The sequence below is a fragment of the Bacillus altaicus genome, from assembly GCF_042136375.2.
Taxonomy (GTDB): domain Bacteria; phylum Bacillota; class Bacilli; order Bacillales; family Bacillaceae_G; genus Bacillus_A; species Bacillus_A cereus_U.
Genome location: NZ_CM143394.1, coordinates 4,564,128 through 4,583,668 on the forward strand (window position 1 = coordinate 4,564,128; position 19,541 = coordinate 4,583,668).

Below are 19,541 nucleotides of genomic sequence, written 5' to 3' on the forward strand. Positions count from 1 at the left end.
AAAGGGTTATTTTAGAGTATAACGTTCTGAACGTTTTTCTAATATTTGTTGCACGATAGATAATAAGAAGCAAATTACCCAATAAATTAGACCTGCTTCGAAATAAACAATTAAAAACTCATAGTTCATTGCCGCAATTTCCTGCGCTTTTCGGAACATTTCTGTTACTAAAATTAACGACGCTAATGACGTATCCTTCAATAAACTAATAAATGTATTCGAAAGCGGCGGAATAGATACACGCGTTGCTTGCGGTAAAATAACACGTTTTAATGCTTGCGGATATGTCATCCCAATTGTATAAGCTGCTTCCCACTGTCCTTTCGGAATAGAAAGAATAGAAGCACGAATAATTTCAGATGCATATGCACCGACATTTAATGAAAAACCAACAATTGCTGCTGTATATGGCTCAACCTCAATATTAAGAGTTGGAAGACCATAGAAAATAATAAATAACTGTACAAGAAGTGGCGTTCCGCGAATGATAGATACATAGATACGAGCAATCCATTGTAAAATACGACTACCTGAAATACGCGCGAGCGCTGTTAACGTCGCAAGTATAATACCGATAATAAATGTAATAAGCGTTAACGGAATTGTCGTAAAGACAGCTTCCTTCAGCATAGGCGAGAAGGAAGTTTGCATAATATCTATCCATGTAGACAATCGATCTGAGACAACTGCACTACTTAGAAACATTTTCACCGAACCATTTTTTCGTTATTTTGTCATACGTACCATCTTTTTTCATATCTTCTAACGCTTTATTTACTTCTTGTACAAGTTTGTCGCTACCTTTACGGAATAAGAATCCACTTTGTGATGCTTCTTTTTCTGTATCTACAATTTTAATTTTTGCATCTTTTTTCATTTCTAAATAGTTTAACACTGATAATTTATCATTGATTGTGAAATCAACGCGGCCAGAACTTAATAATTCAGCTGCTTGGCTAAATCCTTCTACACCCTCGATGTTCGCACCGTTTTTCTTAGCGATATCTGCGTAGTTACTCGTTAAAGATTGTGCTCCTTTTAATCCTTTTACATCAGCAAATGTAGCAGGCTTATCTTTATCTTTTGCGATAACTAATGCTGCTGAAGAAGAAATGTATGGACTAGAGAAGTCATATTTCTTTTGGCGATCTTCACGAATACCAACTTCGTTCGCAACCATATCGAAACGTTTTGCATCTACTCCTGCAAGTAAACTATCCCATTGTGTTTCTTTAAATACAGGTTTTACACCTAAACGTTTTGCAACTTCTTCTGCTAATTCAACGTCAAATCCAGTTAATTTATCCTTTGAATCGTGGAACGTAAATGGTGGATATGTACCTTCTGTACCAATTACAAGCTCACCGCTTTGTTTTATCTTCTGTAACGCATCTTGACTAGCTGTATCTTTTTTCTCTTCTTTGCCGCAGCCCGCTACAATCCCAATCGCTAGTGTAGTTACTGCAAGCACTGAAAATATTTTTTTCATGATAGTAGTCCTCCAAGTATTCTGATAGGAATTTAAAAACTATATTGATTGTATGCAATTTCGAACAATTTTTCAATGAAAATGTTCTTATTTAGTTTATCCTTTTTCTTCATAATCAAACAAAATGGAAAAATACCGCTACATACAAAAAATAAGTAACATTTTTTAATATAGCATTTATAAAGAAAAAGGTAAAACAATACTTACTTATTTATAAGTTTTTCTACCGGTGAAATATATTAACTTCTGAGCGGACAATACGATCAAAAAAGAACTTGCGAAAATCGCAAGTTCTTCTAAAAATTAAGCGCTCTGGTTTCCTTCCATTTGCGTTTTGTACATATCGTAATAACGCCCGCGCTTTTTCATTAATTCATCATGCGATCCTTTTTCCAAAATCGTTCCTCTATCAAGCACAATAATTTGATCAGCGCTCTTAATTGTTGAAAGGCGATGAGCGATAATAAACGTCGTTCGTCCTTTCTTCACAACTTCTAGCGCTTGTTGAATCATCGCTTCTGTTTCAGTATCAATGCTGGAAGTCGCTTCATCTAAAATTAAAATCGCCGGATCAAAAGCAAGTGCCCTAGCAAACGATATAAGCTGACGTTCTCCGGTTGAAAGTGTACTTCCTTTCTCCGTAATTTTTTCATCTATGTTGTTTGCAAACCTTTCAGCACCAACATCACGTAATGCCTTTACAATGCGATCTTTTGAAATTTTTTCATTTTCTAAGCTTACATTGGATGCCACTGTCCCGCTAAATAAAAACGGATCTTGTAGTACAATTCCCATATGTTCACGCGTTGCTTGTTTCGGCATCTCTGTTACATCGTGACCATCAATCGTAAGCTTCCCTTTTTGAAATTCATAAAACTGAAAGAGCACATTCATAATGGAACTTTTTCCTGATCCAGTATGACCGACAAGTGCCACTGTCTCCCCTTGTTTCGCTTCAAAAGAAATATTTTTTAACACTTCATCTTTTCCATTGTAAGAAAACGAAACATTATCGAATTTCACATTTCCGGTTAAGCGAGGCATACGTTCTTCTTCTACTACCTCTCCCTTTTCCTCTAACAATTCAAAGACACGCTCTGATGCAACACGCGATTGCTCTAAGTTTGCAAGTTGGTTCACCATATTCGTAATTGGCGAGAATAATCTCGTTAAATAATCGACGAAAGCATATAGTATCCCTAGAGAAAGGAGGCCAGAAGCACTTAATGAAGCACCACCGAAATACCAAATTACACCTGTAAAAGCGATGTTTCTTAATACAGACACTAAATTATGCGACGTTGCTGCATTTAAATTTAAAATTTTATTTTGATATTTAAAATAATCACCATTGAGTTCTTCAAATTCCTTCTTCGTTTCATGTTCTTGACGAAATGCTTGAATAATTGGCATCCCTTGAATCGATTCATTCACTGTTCCGTTAATATCCGATAAACGCGAACGCATTTTATGATTGTATACAGACGCATACTTTCTATACATAATCGCCCAAACAATTAAAATTGGGATGATAAGTAAGCATAGTGCCGCCAGTTTTACATCAAGTAAAAATAGTGCAGCGAAAATCCCGATAATATAGATGATACTAGAGACGAATGTCGCAAGCACTGTTACATATAAATCACGAATCGCTTCTGTATCATTCGTTACACGCGATACAATTTTCCCTGCTGGTAAATGATCGAAATAACGAATTGGCAACGTTTGAATATGGGAAAAGACGTCTTCCCTCATAATTTGAATAATTTTGTTTGCCGCCTTCTGTAAGAAGAACTGCTTTCCGTATGCAAATAATGATACGACTACTAGTAAAGCGAAATAACCACCGCCAAGTAATAGTAAACGATTTATTTCCGGTTTATAAAACGCAAATACTTCTTCTTTCGTTAAGGCTTTCGTTTTATACACTTGCACAGCCTTACCACTTTGTACTGTAAGCACATCACCCTTAACAGAACGACTTCCTTCAAGCGTTATTTTATTCGGCACAAAATAGTACTGAAAACCAACTTGAATCACTCGGACTTCTTTCCCTTTTTTCTCACCTTCTTCAAAGCGATCACTTCGCTTATACAAGGCGCCATTATATGAAACAGCATCCTCACTCTTTTCTGTTTCATACCAAGGTCTCTCTATTCCAACGATATGCTCATCAATCATCGTTTTTGCGACGAAAGGACCCGCGAGTTCTGCAATGACGAAAACAAATAGCATCGCCATCGCTGCAAAGATCGGCCCCTTCACTTTCATTGCATATTGAAACAATCGTTTTGAAACACTCATATTTTCACCCCACTATCCGCACTTTCACTTTCACCTTGTTGTCTATCGAACTGCTCTGCATACCAGCCCCCATTTCGAATGAGCGCTTCATGCGAACCTTCTTCAATAACTTCACCGTTATCCATAACGAGAATCCAATCCGCGTGCTGCACAGCTGACAAGCGATGCGTCGTTATAATCGTCGTCTTCCCGCTTCTTTCTGTTCGTATGTTTTCAATAATTGCCGCTTCCGTACGAGCATCAACAGCTGATAAAGAATCGTCCAAAATTAAAATTTCCGGATTTTGAATAACAGCCCTCGCAATCGAAATCCTTTGCTTTTGCCCACCTGATAAAGAAACACCTTTTTCCCCAACGAGCGTTTCTAAACCTTCTGGTAAAAACTCTAAATCCTTTTTAAACGCAGCTATTTCAATCGCTTTTTCAAGTTCTTCTTCAGTCGCTTCTCTGTTTCCGAATAAAATATTTTCCTTCGCTGTTTTTGAAAATAAAATGTGTTCCTGAGGTACGTACCCAATCCAGCCAAGTACGTTATCATTCGGAATTTTATCTAGCTTCACATCAGAAACTGCAATATCCCCTTCTCCAAGTGGATATTGACGAAGAAGCTGACGAACGAGCGTCGTTTTCCCGCTTCCTGTTTTCCCAACAACTCCAAGTGTCTCTCCTTGTTTTAATGAGAACGAAACATTTTTTAAATTTGTTTCAATTGATGAAGGATATGAAAAAGTAACGTTATCAAATTGAATGTAATCTGGCTCTTGTACAACCTTTGGATCTTTCGGATTCTTTACATCTGGTTCATAAGCTAACGTTTCATTTACACGATCGAGCGAAGCATTTCCTCTTTGCATAACATTAATCAATTCACCAATTGCAAACATCGGCCAAATCATCATCCCTAAATAGACGTTAAAAGAAACGAGCTCACCAAGTGTCACCTTTGATTGGAATACGAGATATGCACCGTACACTAAACCAATTAAATAACTAAGACCGACGAGCATTTTCACAGTCGGCTGGAATAATGCATCGATTCTTGCTACTCTCATATTTTTCTCGTATACGTCATCTCCTAAATGATGAAACCTTTCTTGATCAGCGTTCTCCTGTACATACGCACGAATCACGCGCACACCCGCTATTGATTCAAGCACTTTATCGTTCATATCTCCGAAGGCATCTTGTGCGACTGTAAATCGTTCATGCAATTTCTTTCCGTATCTATTCATCGCAAACGCCATAATCGGAAGCGGTATAAGCGCAGCAAATGTTAGCTGCCAACTAATTGAAAAGCCCATCATACAAACGATTGTAAGCATATATAGACTAGAATCAACGAGCGTTAATATACCAAAACCTGCTGTCATGGAAATTGCTTTTAAATCATTTGTCGCTCTCGCCATTAAATCGCCAGTACGATTTTTTTGATAAAACGTCGGTGTCATCTTAAGTAAATGCCCCATAAATTTTGAACGCATCGTTTTCTCAAGTACGAACGCACCGCCAAATAGTTGGTGCTGCCAAATGAAAGTAAGTACATATCCACCAATCGTTACCCCAAGTAAAATAAGAATATATTGCATAATCGCCTCATTCGTTAAGGCTCCTGTTTTAATATTATCAATGGTAATTCCTAACACTTTCGGAGGAATTACCTCTATCACGTTTACAATTAAAAGTACCCCAATTGCGATACTATACCTTTTCCAATGCTCCCTAAAAAACCAGCTTAACTTTAGTAATACTGAAAACAATATAACCTCTCCTTTCTCGTTCTCGTTTGATTCACATTTCTTTATCCGCTATCCAAATCCATCACATTTACATTTCGTAAGCCATACAATTTCATCACATTTTTCCACCTTCCAAACTCTGATTTTTTATAGTAACGAGGAAAATAAAGTGAAACTTTAATCAGTGGGGGTTTTGTTCATTCCCCACTGATTATTAGCCCACACCAATCGGGCGTTTACGGGCAGCCCGACTCCCGTCCCAACTTCTTTGCTCCAGCTGAATTTTGAGGTGGGAGTCTTACTGCCCGCAAATAGCGGGATAAACAAAAAAAAGCATACCGCCGCTTGACGATATGCAATAGAATGCATAAAAGCGTACGTTACGATATACGCAACGTACGCTTCTCATAAGACAAAAAGGTCCTATATATCCGCACGGGTTGCGTAATGATATGAATGTTTTCCGCCATTTAACAGAGCTAAGCCCATTACATTTACGATTACAATCATTACGCACACCCCCTTCATTTATTTTCCATTTATAATCTTACAACTTTATTGAGTATTCTGTCAATTATTTTTTTCGCTTTAGAATAAAATAATCTTTTATCACAAAAAATGAAGGTGATGCATTCTACTTATAATTCAGTTTAAAATAAGAGAATCTTCTGTAAGAAAGGGCATACAAAATAAAAAAATAATAAGAAACCGTTTTCACAAACATTTCATTTGAAAAATATTATCAAACCACCTACAATCACCTTATACTCACTCTTACAAGTTGCTATTTTAGGAGGACTAATCATGACAACTAGCAATACGTACAAATTTTATTTAAACGGAGAATGGAGAGAAAGCTCTTCTGGTCAAACAATCGACATTCCATCTCCATACTTACACGAAGTAATTGGGCAAGTACAAGCAATTACTCAAGGAGAAGTGGATGAAGCAATTGCATCTGCAAAAGAAGCTCAAAAATCATGGGCTGAAGCTTCTCTACAAGATCGCGCAAAATATTTATATAAATGGGCTGATGAGCTCGTAAATATGCAAGATGAAATTGCCGATATCATTATGAAAGAAGTCGGTAAAGGATATAAAGATGCGAAAAAAGAAGTTGTTCGTACAGCTGACTTCATTCGTTACACTATTGAAGAAGCTCTTCATATGCACGGAGAAAGCATGATGGGCGATAGCTTCCCTGGCGGAACGAAATCTAAACTTGCGATTATCCAACGCGCACCACTTGGTGTTGTATTAGCAATCGCACCATTTAACTACCCAGTAAACTTATCTGCTGCAAAACTTGCACCAGCACTTATTATGGGTAACGCTGTTATCTTCAAACCAGCAACTCAAGGTGCAATTAGCGGTGTTAAAATGGTTGAAGCACTTCATAAAGCTGGCCTTCCAAAAGGTCTTGTAAACGTAGCTACAGGACGCGGTTCTGTAATTGGTGACTACTTAGTAGAACATCCTGGTATCAATATGGTATCGTTCACAGGTGGTACAAACACAGGTAAACATTTAGCGAAAAAAGCTGCAATGATTCCACTTGTATTAGAACTTGGTGGTAAAGACCCTGGTATCGTTCGTGAAGATGCTGACTTACAAGATGCTGCAAACCATATCGTAAGCGGTGCATTCTCTTACTCTGGTCAACGTTGTACAGCTATTAAACGTGTACTTGTACACGAAAATGTAGCAGACGAGCTTGTTGGCTTATTAAAAGAGCAAGTAGCTAAATTATCAGTTGGATCTCCAGAACAAGACAGCACAATCGTCCCATTAATCGACGACAAATCTGCTGACTTCGTTCAAGGTTTAGTTGATGACGCTGTAGAAAAAGGTGCAACAATCGTTATCGGTAACAAACGTGAGCGCAACTTAATTTATCCAACATTAATCGACCACGTAACAGAAGAAATGAAAGTTGCTTGGGAAGAGCCATTCGGCCCAATCCTTCCAATCATCCGTGTTTCTTCTGACGAACAAGCGATTGAAATTGCTAACAAATCAGACTTCGGTCTGCAAGCAAGTGTCTTCACGAAAGACATTAACAAAGCGTTTGCAATTGCTAACAAAATCGACACTGGTTCTGTTCAAATTAACGGACGCACAGAGCGCGGCCCTGACCACTTCCCATTCATCGGTGTAAAAGGTTCAGGTATGGGCGCACAAGGTATTCATAAGAGCCTTGAGTCTATGACACGTGAAAAAGTAACTGTATTAAACTTAGTTTAATCTTATATGTAGAAGCTGATCTAATTTTAGATCAGCTTCTTTTTAGTTCAAAACCGTATCCATCACCAATAACGAACTCTTCCCTATAATCTGATTATTACTATATCCATTGACGTATAAAAATACATTTGTTACTCTTAAGTACGTTAATTTAATATTTAAATCCTCATTCGTATCTCGGTGAGGTAGAGGTTGCAATCATTAAAAGTATCATTTCAGGAGATGTAGTGGCATTGATGAAGGAATGAGAAAGGAATGGTTGCCGAAGTAAGACGTGCCCACCATGCGCGCTTGCTGGGTCTGCATTTAATAAGTGCAGAACTGTCACAAACGTTTCGTTTGTGGAGAGCTATCGAGAGGTATGTCGTGGGTTTCTTATAAGATAGAAAGCATGTAGCGGCAAATTACGTGCTTTTTTTGTTTTGTTTGGAACTTCTCTTCCTTACCAGGAAGACATACATATCTCCTCGCTTGACTTGGTTATACTAACTTTGGAGGTATTTTCTATGCAACAAAAAAAATGGGGCTTTTGGGTACTAACAGCTTTCGTTGTCGGCAACATGGTTGGCGCTGGTATTTTCATGGTGCCAAGTACGTTGGCACAAACAGCTAGCCCTCTCGGTGTCACTTTAGCTTGGTTAACAACAGGGTTTGGTGTTTTAATGCTAGCTCTTGTTTTCGGTAATTTAGCAATTCGTCGTCCTGATTTAACGACAGGACCACAAAGTCATGCATATGCTTTATTCTCAACACCAAAAAGAAAGAAAATGGCTGGTTTCAGCATAGTATGGGGATATTGGGTTGCAAACTGGGCAAGTAACGTTGCCATCATTACATCTTTCGCGGGATATTTATCGCTCTTCTTCCCGATTATGAAAGATACACGACTATTGTTTTCAATCGGCTCTTTCAATATAGAAGTTGGAAAACTACTTACATTTACTATTTGTTCTATTTTACTATGGGGCACTCATTTAATTTTAACAAACGGTGTAAGCGGAGCTGGGAAACTAAACTTCTTAGCAACAACAACGAAAGTAACTGGATTCCTTCTATTCATCATTGTTACGTTATTTGCGTTCGAAGCTTCTAAATTTGGACAATGGTACACACCGATGATCGATAAAGAAGGCGTATCACACGGTCTCCTTTCACAAGTAAATTTAGCTGCTCTTACAACACTTTGGGCATTTATCGGAATTGAATCAGCCGTTCTTTTATCAAACCGAGCTACTTCTCCCAAAACGGTAAAACGTGCAACAGTTGCCGGTTTACTAATAACAGTTGCAATTTATTTAGGAATTACAATTTTAACAATGGGTGTACTTCACGTTGATAAATTACAAGCTTCTGAACGTCCATTAGCAGATGCATTAAACGCTGCAATGGGTCACGGCGGCGGGAAACTTATGGCATTACTTGCTCTTACTTCCCTATTCGGTTCCATATTAGGCTGGATTTTATTAAGCTCAGAAGTACCTTATCAAGCAGCAAAAGAAGGTTTCTTCCCTTCCTTCTTCGCAAAAACGAATAAAAAAGGAAGTCCAATTCATTCACTACGATTAACAAACATTATGTCGCAAGTGTTCTTATTCTCAACATTATCAGGAACAATTGCGGAAGCTTATACATTCGTTATTACAGTATCAACTTTAGCCTACCTCATTCCATATCTCGTTTCACCAATCTTCCAGTTAAAGCTAGTCGCAACTGGTGAAACATACAAAAATGAAATGCGGGCAAGAATTACAGATGGCATAGTCGCAGCGATCGCACTTTGCTATGCACTATGGGTTATTAAAACAGGCGCATCCGATATAAAAACATTCCTTCTCGGGATTGGTTTATTCGTAATTGGCTTTGCCTTCTATCCATTAATGAATCGTGATCAGAAAAAAAATAACGAAAAGAAAAACGAGCAAGTTGCATAACGCAATTTGCTCGTTTTTTGCTTAATAAAACATATATAATAGAAAAAAGAGGTGAAAAACATGTCAATCGAATCACTATGGAGCTCTCGCTTTCAACAACATATTCAAAATGCCATCACATACTTTGCACGTATGATTAACGGTTTGCTATATAGTTTCATCTTCGTCTCATGTGTAGGTGCATATTATTACGCCAAGTTTCTTAAAACGGATCCTTCTAAAGGAATATCTTTATTACTCATCACAATCGTACTTACACTCATTATAACGAGATGCCCAATTCGCACATTTATTCAAAAACCTGACGCTGTCTATTTACTAGCGCTAGAAGAGAAATTAACATCTTATTTTAAAAAATCTCTTCTATATAATTACATCATTCAACTTTTCCCGCTTGTATTTATGTTCCTTATTATCGTACCGCTTGCCATGCAATCATTACAATTAACCGTACCTTTTTTATGTACAATCTTTATCGTTTTAATGATTACGAAAGCTTGGAACATGTACATACACTGGATGTGGCGTGATAGTTATGAAAAAAGCATATGGCTTATCATTCGTGTTGCTTGTAACGCCCTTATCATTTACATGCTATTTTATACTGCAAATGTGATTGTATTAGGCGGATTACTCTTACTTCTCGCTTTCCTACTTCTATATACGAAGAAACAACCAATAAAACGAATACCGTGGGAATACATAATCGAACAAGAAGAAAAAATGGACATACGATTTTATCAATTCGCTAGCATCTTCACTGATGTTCCCCAGCTAAAAAAACAAGTAAACGGCAGAAAATGGCTTACAAATTGGATCGAACCTTTACTACATAAAAAACAAGCTACTTTCTTCTATTTACATACACTATCGTTTTTACGTGGGAATGATTATTTTGGTATATATATTCGCTTGGGGTTAATCGGTTCCTTTATCGTATATTTCGTACCGAATCTATATGTAAAAGGTGCTATCGCTTACATCGTCCTATACATGATCTCTATGCAGCTTCGTTCGCTGTGGAAATATTTTTCGGGAAATATTATTGTGGCATTATATCCAATTGCTACTGAAGAAAGAATGAATCAATTTCTCAGCTTAATTCTCACATTACTAAGTATTCAACTCATTGTATTTTCAAGTGTTATACTCGTTGCTACAGGACAATTACTACATAGTTTGATCATTGCAGTCATTGGGATGCTCTGGGTTAAATTTGTTATCGTACCGAAAACGAAGAAGAGGATTTCTTCATTTTAACGAAAAAGAGGCTGTACATAACAGCCTCTTTTCTCGTCCTAAAATTTCTAATCACTTTTCGTAGGCATTTCTCATATAGTGAAAATGACTATATGAGAAATGCCTATCCATAAGTTAATAATGATTTCGCACATATAAATAAAAAAGATAGGAGCTCTATTATGAACAACAATCCGCCTGCAACGCCCCAAAACAACTCAGAAGAAAATAGCCGTGACATTAAATTGCAAACATTACGAGTCATCGGACTCATCGTCCTCATTAGTGGTTATATTCTCGTCGCTCTCTCTGAAGTAGGTGAACTGAAGAATTTATTAACAAGCCCGAATGCCAATCCTAATTTAGCTGAAGTTGATCCTTTTTAAAAAGAAAAACCATGAAAAGCAACCTAGAAAAAAGGCTTTCCTATCTATACACAGGTGAGTTATTTTCAGTCATTACTTTTATTTTTACAAGTTATGTAATTAATTATGTTTATCCTACATTACATTTATATTCCCTATACTCTTTTTGGGTCTCATTTCTTCTTTTAGAGTTTCTCTTACTACAAGGAACTGTTTACTGGTACGTAAAGTGGAAAAGACTAAAAAAAGAGAAAACATCTGTTACACCTATTAGGATTATTCAATATTTAAAAATGCTAAAAAAGATAAATATAGGATTGATTATCACAGGACTTATTATGTTTACTATTGATTTTTTAATTTGGTATCCCCAATTACCTTTGGGCGGGCTATCATTCGCCCTATTCGTTTATGTTTTTGCATTATTTGAGTATATTAACTATTATCATATTCAGCTTTCATATGATAACACCTCTGATATTAAATATTTGATAAAATCAAAAAAACTAAAACAGTCCTGTATGAGTAAAGATTTTCAACGTATTTCATAAAAGGTTAAATTCCGCTTATGAAGACTTTAAGCTAAGAAAAACTAAGCAATTTTTATGAATGCAAGAGAAGGTACTACACTCTTAGTAGTACCTTCTTTTACATTTTTAAAGATGAACCTTTTTACGCACAAAGATGCAAACTATTATTAAATTACTTCAGCCAAATGATTCTTCAAGTCCATCAAAAACTTCTCAATATCCGGATTTTTCACCACATCATAACACGCAAAGCTCTTTAACGGACTCATACCAATAAACTTCTGCACACGATGTAAATGACTAAGCGCTGACTCTAAACTTTCTCCTTCAAAGAACTTCGTCTTATCTCCAAATGCTTTTTCAGGTGCATTCCAAGTTGTAGAGAACATATAATGCTTCTCTTTTAATAAACCACCTGTTCCATATTCATCTGCACCTTCAAAGAACAAACCGTATTCATATACTTCATCCATATAAGTTTTAAATAATCCCGGTACACTAAACCAGTAAATTGGTGTTTGATAAATAACAACATCCGCCCATAAAAACTTTTCTTGCTCTTCCTTAATACTGTATCCATCTTGAATCGTTGTTGTTTTCACATGATGATTTTCACTTAGTAAACTTATCATGCAATCAGCTAGCGTTTTATTTAATCGACCTTCCTTTGAACCATATTTTTCATGCCCATTTATAATGAATATATTTTTCATAACTTTTCTCTCCCTTATTTTACTCTTCAGCTATTAATCCAAGTTGCTGTTTCAGCGTAAGATTATCTTCTAAATGCCAATCTTCCGTTATCTTTCCGTCTTTCACATGCAAAATATCAATTGCAAAAAAACGAATGTTTTTACCATTATGAGTTCCTGTAAAAGAAAGACGAGCTGTTACTTTATCACTAACCACTAATAAATCTTCAACTTCACAATGTATGTCTGGAACTACTTTACGAAAGTTTTGCGCTGCAAGCTTTAATCCTTCAGTGCCTTGTGGTCGACCTTTCGGCAGTGTATTATCGGAAAAATTTTCAGTAACCGTTTGCGGAATAAGTTCCTCCCTACCTGTATCCCAAAATGCATAAAAACGCTGAGTTGCATGAACCATTTCTGTCGCTTCTTTTTTGCTTAGTGAAGGATCGATTGTCATTGTTTTTGGCTTCGGCATTTCCTTCAATAATTGGATTTCAGTTTTTCCCTCCCCACTACACGCTACAAGCACAATACAAATGACAAAAAAACTAAGTAACGCAAACAACTTTTTTATAACCATGGAAATCACCACCTCCTCATACAAACTCTTTGTATTTCGTATTGCTATTGTATATGTACTAACTTCCTTTATGGAAGTAGTGATATTTTTTTCATATAGTTACCGAAAGGATAGTTTTGTGATACGATAAAGCAAATTCATTCAAAAAATTTTATGGAGGCTAGTTCCATGAACAACATAGATCCAGTTGTATTAACGAAAGGTTTACCTGGCATACCTTGTCCTATCGCTAAAACTCTTGACGTAATTAGTACAAAATGGACATTTTTAATTATTCGAGACCTTCTTATCGAAGGAACGTTACGATTTAGTGATTTACAAAAATCAATGGACGGGATTAGTCCGAAAACATTGTCGCTTCGACTAAAAGAATTAGAAGCACAAGGGATTATAACGAGAAAAGTATATCCAGAAGTTCCGCCTCGTGTAGAGTACACTTTAACGGATAAAGGAAAGCAATTAGAGGGGATATTTATTGAATTAAAGCGGTTTGGATTGAGCTTATAAACGAAAAGCCCCTTACCATAACAATAGTAAGGGGCTTTTCGTTATTCACTGCATTACTTCGCAAAACTTTCAGCCAGCTGTTTCTCTCTCCACATAAATGTAATGCCGAGACCAACTATTAAAACAACTCCTGAGAAAGCATATGGATAATGAATATTTATATCAAATAATATCCCGCCCAGCGCTGGTCCTGCGATATTTCCTAAACTTGTATAAGTTGAGTTCATACCAGCAACGAACCCTTGCTCTTTTCCAGCTGCTTTTGATAAAAATGTCGTTAAAGCTGGACGAAGTAAGTCAAATGCTAGGAAAATAAAACAAGTAACAAGGAGCACGCTCCAATAATTAAAGACGATAGTTGAAACAAACGCTAACACAGCTCCTACAATTAAACATATTTGAATTAATACTTTCTCACCGAACATGTCTACCAATTTTCCAAACATAAATACTTGCACAACTACCCCAAAGATTGAGCTAATCGTAATAATTGCAGCAATATCTTTCGGTGTAAAACCAAATTTATGATCAGAGAACAGGCTAAACACAGTTTCATATGCTGATAATCCAAATGCGAGTACAAATACAATAATAAATGCGATTGCATACATTGGATTTAAAGATTTCTTTAAATCCCCGATAAAACTTGATTCTTTCGTATTAGCAGAAATCTCTGCAAGCTCTTCTTTCGTTAACGGCTCTTTCAAAATAAAGATGGAAATTACACATGCTACAAAGGCAATCACTGCTGCCACAAAGAACGGCACACGTATTCCGTATTCTGCAATAAACCCGCCGATTCCAGGCCCTATAATAAATCCGGTACTAATAGCCGCTGAAAGATATCCCATCGCTTTTGGACGTTCCTGCATGGATGTAATATCCGCAACATATGCTGTAACCCCGGGCATAATAAACGCGGCACTAATTCCGCCTAACACCCTCGCTGCATAAAGCATCCACACATCTGTACCTAATCCAAAAATAAGTTCTGAAACACCAAAAACAAATAATCCAATGATAATCATTTTCTTCCTACCGTAAAGATCGACCCAACGACCCGTAATAGGTGAAGTAATAAGCTGAGCCATTGCAAATACTGCAACGAGATAGCCCATCGTCTTTCCTGTTAAATTCATATCATTCATAAAGGATGGCATAACCGGAATGATTAATCCAATCCCTAAAAAAGCGATAAATATATTACTCAAAAGAATGATCAATACCATCTTTTGTTCTTTTATCGGTTTCTTCAATTTTTAACATCTCTTCCCGTAAGTTCCTCTCAAAAATAATGCCCAAGAAACTTTTTCTTTATCCTGCTATTTGTGGGCTAATAATGAGTGAAGATGCCCCCACTCATTAGAATTTCACTCTATCCTTCCACACATACATAAATACAGGGTGAATGACTATCATTCAGTTTCCCGCAGAAATGAACCTACCTTTTCAGACAGGTTCATCTTACTATTTCTTTATATGTAGTGCATGTGTTAAGAAACCTAGTACTTCTGCCTTTTGTAGCTCAACCTGCTCATCATCTTTATGATCATATAAATAAACTTGTTCAGCCGCTGATTCAACAAGAGCGATAAATAACTTCGCTGTTCTCTCTGCATGAACCGAATCACGAATTTCACCAGCTTCTTTCGCCTTACTTAAAAATTCACTTAGCCACATATAAAGAGGCTCATACACAGCTTCCCATTCTTTTATATGTTCAGTAGATGCAAGACCCGCATACATTAAAGCTTGTATTTCACGATATTCAGCTATAAAGTTAAACACTGCATCTATTACCTGCTCAACCTTACTTGAAAAAGGTGCATCGTTCTGTACTTTTTCTTTCACTGCAAGTATCATCTTCTCAACCATCACTTCAGCTATTGCAGGCATAACAGATAACTTAGAAGGAAAATATAAATAGAACGTTCCTTGCGCAATGCCAGCCAATTTCACGATATCAGAAATCTTCGTTTTTTCAACGCCCTTTTCCTGAAATACTTCAATAGCTGCATAGACAATTTTTTCTTTTTTATTCATCATCTAAACCCTTTCACACGCGTATTGAATGACTGTCACTCATTTTATAAAATAACTAGCTGTACTGTCAATTATAGTGCACTTTTCATAATAAAAATCTCCCAACAAATCGTTAGGAGATTCAACTTTAATATCATTTTCTTATGAAAGAGCCTTTAATCCCGTAACTCCACATACGATAAGAGCTACGCTAATCAAACGTGCCTTACTTTTCGATTCACCAAACAGAAACATATTTAATAAAACTGCGCCTGCTGTTCCAATGCCAATCCAAACCGCATAAGCCACACTTACTTGTAAGAACAAGAAAGATGTGTATAAAAATGCGAAGGAAGTTGCAAATCCACCTATATAAATCGCTCCATTTGCTAACGTCTTATCTTTACTATACATTTTAAGGCCTATCACACCGACTATTTCACTAATTGCAGCACAAAATACGAAAATCCAACCCATTTTTAAGCAGCTCCTTCCATAGTTTCTTCCACAGTTTCTTCTTTATTACCAGCCAATTTTAAACCGATAACGCCCGCTACGACCATCACGATAAAGAATAGTTTTCCTACACTGAAACTGCCACCGAAAAGGAATACATCCATTAGGAAAGTACCTACCGTACCAGCTCCGGCAAACACAGCATATACAGTCCCTGTTGCAAGATGTTCGCACGCTTTCGATAGGAAGTAAAAATCAACAGCGATAACTCCTACAATAATGACCCAATGCCACCAAGTATGAGCTGTGTTAAAACCAAACACCCAAAAGACTTCAAAAATACATGTTAATATGACATATAACCAAGCTTTATTTTTCATATCTCTCACCTTCTATTATTTACTGACTGACCGTCAGTCATTTTTAATCAAAAAAATATAATCTCACGCTAACTACTATTTAAAAAACCAATATCATCCTCATTTATCCTTATATTTGTTCCGTTATTAAGCTAACTACATATAAAAGTTGCTTATCTACACCCTTTCACAGAAAAATGACTGAATGTCATTCACAAACATTCTACATGACCAATTGATAAAGTGTCAACACCCAGATTCTATTAACCAAAAAATATTTTAAATTTCTTAAATTCATATGCATATTTCTTAATAATCTGTCAATAATGGTAGTAACATAATATTTTCTCCATTCCCCCCTTGGAGATCCCTTGAATCGAGCAGTTGCTTTTAGCTAACTGCTCTTTTTTAATTTATCGGCACATTATAATAAAATACTCATAGATAAATTCCAAAACAAAGACCTGTACTCCCTTTTCAACATGCAACAAAGAACGAAATATTTTGTACGCTATTTACTTTCCAACGAGTCTTTGTATGCAATAATTTTATTTTCAAGCATTTTCTCTGTAATTACTAAGTTTTCTCTTTGAGTTTGAATAGATTTTTTATGATTTTCTAAAAGTTGTAAACGAGCTTCGGTTGTATGTTCCCCTTCTGTATATAATCTAGCATATTCTCTTATTTTCGCTATCGGCATTTGCGTTTGTTTTAATTTCATTACAAACTGCAACCACTTTATATGCGATTCTTCATACAGTCGATTTCCATTTATATCGCGATTTGCAATTAATATGTTCTCTTTTTCATAATAACGTAATGTATGTGTGCTCACTCCTAATAATTTAGCTACCTGGCTAATTGTGTACATACTCATACTCCCTCCACATGCCATTTACCATCATATATTTAACTGCTTTATAAAAAACATTTGACTTAGAGTATACTCTAACAAATACAATCTAACCATAATAAATTAATTTGAATTTAGGAGGCTTTTATATGCAATATACTGTTATTACTGGTGCAAGTTCCGGAATTGGCTATGAATCCGCTTTAGCCTTTGCATCTCGCGGAAAAAACTTAATACTTTTAGCTCGAAGACAAGCAGAATTAGAAGGATTAAAATTAAAAATTAACGAAATGCATCCGGAATTGGATGTTGTCATTCGAAGAACTGATTTATCCGTCACTGAAGAAGTTTATAAATTTTATGAAAGTCTACAAAGTTTTCAAATTGAAACGTGGATTAACAACGCAGGTTTTGGTAATTTCGCCTCAATTGCTGAACAAAATTTAAACAAGATAGAAACGATGTTGCATGTAAATATAGAAGCACTAACAATACTATCTTCCCTTTTCGTTCGAGATTATTCAATGACTGAAGGAACACAGCTTATTAACGTTTCATCAGGCGGTGGATACACGATTGTTGCCAATGCTGTTACGTACTGTGCTACGAAATTTTATGTAAGTGCATTTACAGAAGGACTATCTCACGAACTGAAAGAACAAGGTGCAAAACTACAAGCAAAAGTTTTAGCTCCTGCTGCAACTGAAACAGAATTTGCAAAACGTTCATTTAATATTGATGAGTTCCAATATGATGGTGTTGTACCGAAATTTCATACTGCAAAACAAATGGCACAATTTATGCTTGACCTTTATGATAACGATAAAGTTGTAGGACTTGTCGATGGTTCTACGTATAACTTTGAGCTTAGAGATCCGCTTTATAATTTTGCAGTAAGACAAACGAATTCAAATTCTTAACAACATCTCATTTCTGACTAAAATATAGATACCCACTATTTCTTAAATAATAGTGGGCCTTTTTTCTCTCTAAAAATTTCACCCAACATACCGTATCATCGCCACCTCATCACAATAATCAACTTTTGGACAATGTCTACAATCAATCCACACTTTTTCTGGTAATGCTTCTCTATTCACAAAATCAAACCCGCACTTTTGAAAAAATTCCGTTTCATATGTTAAAGAAATTACCCTGTTCACTTTTATCTTTGCCGCCTCATTCATTACATGATTCACTAACTTACGCCCTATCCCTTTTCCTGCATATGTATGCGAAACTACTAACGATCGTACTTCTGCAAGATCCTCTCCTAACACATGTAAACCAGCAACTCCAACGACTTCCTCTCCTTCTTTCATAACATATAAACATTGTAAATATTGATAGAGAGACAAAAGAGCACGCGGCAAAACAACTCCTTCTTTTGCATACATTTCAATGAGATTATAAATTTCTTTCACATCACTTGTAGCCGCATTAAAGATTTTCATATTATATCCCCTTGCCCCCAGTGTTAATATTTATAACATTAGATGAATTTTAATTCATAATTTCATATAATAATACATCTCTCTTTTCTCTCTGTCAATCACTTTTCTGAATTTTATATAAACAAAAAACCAAGCAACTTAATCGATGCTCGGTTCCTCATTTCGTATCGGCAATACAGTCGAATATTTAATTTCACGAAGTGCTAAACTCGTCTGTATACGTGTAATCCCTAATTTGTTTAGTTTTCTAATAAAAAGCTCTAGTTCCTTACGATCACGATTAGCAACTTTTAATAAATAATCATACTCCCCTGTTAAACAATGACACTCTAACACTTCCGGCATCGATTCTAATTCTTGCTCTAACACTTCAAGCTTATCTGATTGATGAATATTTGTACTCATAAAAATAAAGCATAGCAAATCAAAACCGAGCTTTTCTTGATTTAAAATTGCTACTTGCTTATCAATAAACCCTTCTCCTTCCAGCCTTTTTATACGGGCGTGCATCGCAGCTGGCGATAAATTAACGCGGCGTGCCAGCTCTGCATTACTTACTTGTGACTCCTTCTGCAATATATCTAAAATTTGCACGTCCAAACTATCCAAAACTTTAATAACAGATGACTCCATCAAAATTCCCCCTTTTTTCTTACCGATGATTATTCGAAGAAACATTTCATCTTTAATATAAAACTGAATATTTTTCTGTAAATAAGATTTCTAACAAAACATTTTATCGAGTTTTCCCCATTATACAAAAGAATATATTAGATAATA

20 protein-coding genes and 1 riboswitch are annotated in these 19,541 nt (G+C 36.1%); of the genes, 7 read left to right on the plus strand and 13 right to left on the minus strand.

Going from position 1 to position 19,541, the window contains the following annotated elements:
• Positions 1–6: 6 nt before the first annotated feature.
• The 4 genes from ACE38F_RS23595 to ACE38F_RS23610 form a co-directional block, all read right to left on the minus strand.
• Positions 7–705 carry an amino acid ABC transporter permease gene (locus ACE38F_RS23595; RefSeq protein WP_002114865.1) on the minus strand — a complete coding sequence of 233 codons (699 nt, stop codon included), beginning with the start codon at positions 703–705 and terminating at the stop codon, positions 7–9.
• Positions 692–1,489, minus strand: coding sequence for an amino acid ABC transporter substrate-binding protein (locus ACE38F_RS23600; RefSeq protein ID WP_070127976.1), 798 nt, complete (start codon positions 1,487–1,489; stop codon positions 692–694). The genes ACE38F_RS23595 and ACE38F_RS23600 overlap by 14 nt, the downstream gene beginning before the upstream one ends.
• Before the next feature lie 303 nt (positions 1,490–1,792).
• Positions 1,793–3,793: an ABC transporter ATP-binding protein gene (locus ACE38F_RS23605; RefSeq protein WP_340822135.1), complete on the minus strand. Its 2,001-nt coding sequence runs from the start codon at positions 3,791–3,793 to the stop codon at positions 1,793–1,795.
• On the minus strand, positions 3,790–5,550 hold the full coding sequence (locus ACE38F_RS23610) for an ABC transporter ATP-binding protein (RefSeq protein WP_375371153.1): 1,761 nt from the start codon (positions 5,548–5,550) through the stop codon (positions 3,790–3,792). The genes ACE38F_RS23605 and ACE38F_RS23610 overlap by 4 nt, the downstream gene beginning before the upstream one ends.
• Positions 5,551–6,333: 783 nt before the next feature.
• Here ACE38F_RS23610 and gapN point away from each other — a divergent pair.
• From gapN to ACE38F_RS23635, 5 genes are all read left to right on the plus strand, one after another.
• Positions 6,334–7,773: an NADP-dependent glyceraldehyde-3-phosphate dehydrogenase gene (gene gapN / locus ACE38F_RS23615; RefSeq protein ID WP_341307587.1), complete on the plus strand. Its 1,440-nt coding sequence runs from the start codon at positions 6,334–6,336 to the stop codon at positions 7,771–7,773.
• A 178-nt stretch (positions 7,774–7,951) separates the two neighbouring features.
• A riboswitch (Lysine riboswitch) is annotated at positions 7,952–8,133 on the plus strand.
• 146 nt (positions 8,134–8,279) lie between these two features.
• Positions 8,280–9,704, plus strand: coding sequence for an amino acid permease (locus tag ACE38F_RS23620; protein WP_375371152.1), 1,425 nt, complete (start codon positions 8,280–8,282; stop codon positions 9,702–9,704).
• Positions 9,705–9,764: 60 nt separating this feature from the next.
• Positions 9,765–10,964, plus strand: coding sequence for an ABC transporter permease (locus tag ACE38F_RS23625; RefSeq protein WP_002159139.1), 1,200 nt, complete (start codon positions 9,765–9,767; stop codon positions 10,962–10,964).
• 161 nt (positions 10,965–11,125) lie between these two features.
• Complete coding sequence (locus tag ACE38F_RS23630) at positions 11,126–11,329, plus strand: hypothetical protein (protein WP_375371151.1); 204 nt, start codon at positions 11,126–11,128, stop codon at positions 11,327–11,329.
• Positions 11,330–11,340: 11 nt separating this feature from the next.
• A complete protein-coding gene (locus tag ACE38F_RS23635; protein ID WP_375371150.1) occupies positions 11,341–11,859 on the plus strand; it encodes a general stress protein in 519 nt (172 codons plus the stop codon).
• 146 nt (positions 11,860–12,005) lie between these two features.
• On the opposite strand, the gene ACE38F_RS23640 is transcribed toward ACE38F_RS23635, so the two are convergent.
• Together ACE38F_RS23640 and ACE38F_RS23645 are read right to left on the minus strand one after the other, a co-directional pair.
• The gene (locus tag ACE38F_RS23640) at positions 12,006–12,551 is read right to left on the minus strand and encodes an NAD(P)H-dependent oxidoreductase (protein ID WP_341307594.1); all 546 of its coding nucleotides are present in this window, start codon (positions 12,549–12,551) and stop codon (positions 12,006–12,008) included.
• 19 nt (positions 12,552–12,570) lie between these two features.
• Entirely contained in the window at positions 12,571–13,110 is a 540-nt protein-coding gene (locus tag ACE38F_RS23645; RefSeq protein ID WP_375371149.1) for an ester cyclase, read from the minus strand.
• 168 nt (positions 13,111–13,278) lie between these two features.
• Between ACE38F_RS23645 and ACE38F_RS23650 the strand changes: the two genes are divergently transcribed.
• On the plus strand, positions 13,279–13,617 hold the full coding sequence (locus ACE38F_RS23650) for a winged helix-turn-helix transcriptional regulator (RefSeq protein ID WP_001059473.1): 339 nt from the start codon (positions 13,279–13,281) through the stop codon (positions 13,615–13,617).
• A gap of 53 nt (positions 13,618–13,670) precedes the next feature.
• On the opposite strand, the gene ACE38F_RS23655 is transcribed toward ACE38F_RS23650, so the two are convergent.
• From ACE38F_RS23655 to ACE38F_RS23675, 5 genes are all read right to left on the minus strand, one after another.
• Positions 13,671–14,873, minus strand: coding sequence for an MFS transporter (locus ACE38F_RS23655; protein WP_375371148.1), 1,203 nt, complete (start codon positions 14,871–14,873; stop codon positions 13,671–13,673).
• A 211-nt stretch (positions 14,874–15,084) separates the two neighbouring features.
• Positions 15,085–15,663 (minus strand): TetR family transcriptional regulator, encoded by a 579-nt coding sequence (locus tag ACE38F_RS23660; RefSeq protein WP_215555353.1) that lies wholly within the window; start codon positions 15,661–15,663, stop codon positions 15,085–15,087.
• Between the two features lie 138 nt (positions 15,664–15,801).
• Positions 15,802–16,116, minus strand: coding sequence for a DMT family transporter (locus ACE38F_RS23665; protein WP_000539702.1), 315 nt, complete (start codon positions 16,114–16,116; stop codon positions 15,802–15,804).
• Positions 16,117–16,118: 2 nt separating this feature from the next.
• On the minus strand, positions 16,119–16,475 hold the full coding sequence (locus ACE38F_RS23670; RefSeq protein WP_375371147.1) for a DMT family transporter: 357 nt from the start codon (positions 16,473–16,475) through the stop codon (positions 16,119–16,121).
• Between the two features lie 490 nt (positions 16,476–16,965).
• Entirely contained in the window at positions 16,966–17,325 is a 360-nt protein-coding gene (locus ACE38F_RS23675) for a MerR family transcriptional regulator (RefSeq protein ID WP_002159148.1), read from the minus strand.
• A gap of 131 nt (positions 17,326–17,456) precedes the next feature.
• Between ACE38F_RS23675 and ACE38F_RS23680 the strand changes: the two genes are divergently transcribed.
• On the plus strand, positions 17,457–18,227 hold the full coding sequence (locus tag ACE38F_RS23680) for an SDR family NAD(P)-dependent oxidoreductase (protein ID WP_375371146.1): 771 nt from the start codon (positions 17,457–17,459) through the stop codon (positions 18,225–18,227).
• A gap of 78 nt (positions 18,228–18,305) precedes the next feature.
• On the opposite strand, the gene ACE38F_RS23685 is transcribed toward ACE38F_RS23680, so the two are convergent.
• Both ACE38F_RS23685 and ACE38F_RS23690 read right to left on the minus strand, forming a co-directional pair.
• Positions 18,306–18,761: an N-acetyltransferase gene (locus tag ACE38F_RS23685; protein ID WP_375371145.1), complete on the minus strand. Its 456-nt coding sequence runs from the start codon at positions 18,759–18,761 to the stop codon at positions 18,306–18,308.
• A gap of 138 nt (positions 18,762–18,899) precedes the next feature.
• Positions 18,900–19,394, minus strand: coding sequence for an Lrp/AsnC family transcriptional regulator (locus ACE38F_RS23690; RefSeq protein ID WP_375371144.1), 495 nt, complete (start codon positions 19,392–19,394; stop codon positions 18,900–18,902).
• Between the last annotated feature and the right edge of the window lie 147 nt (positions 19,395–19,541).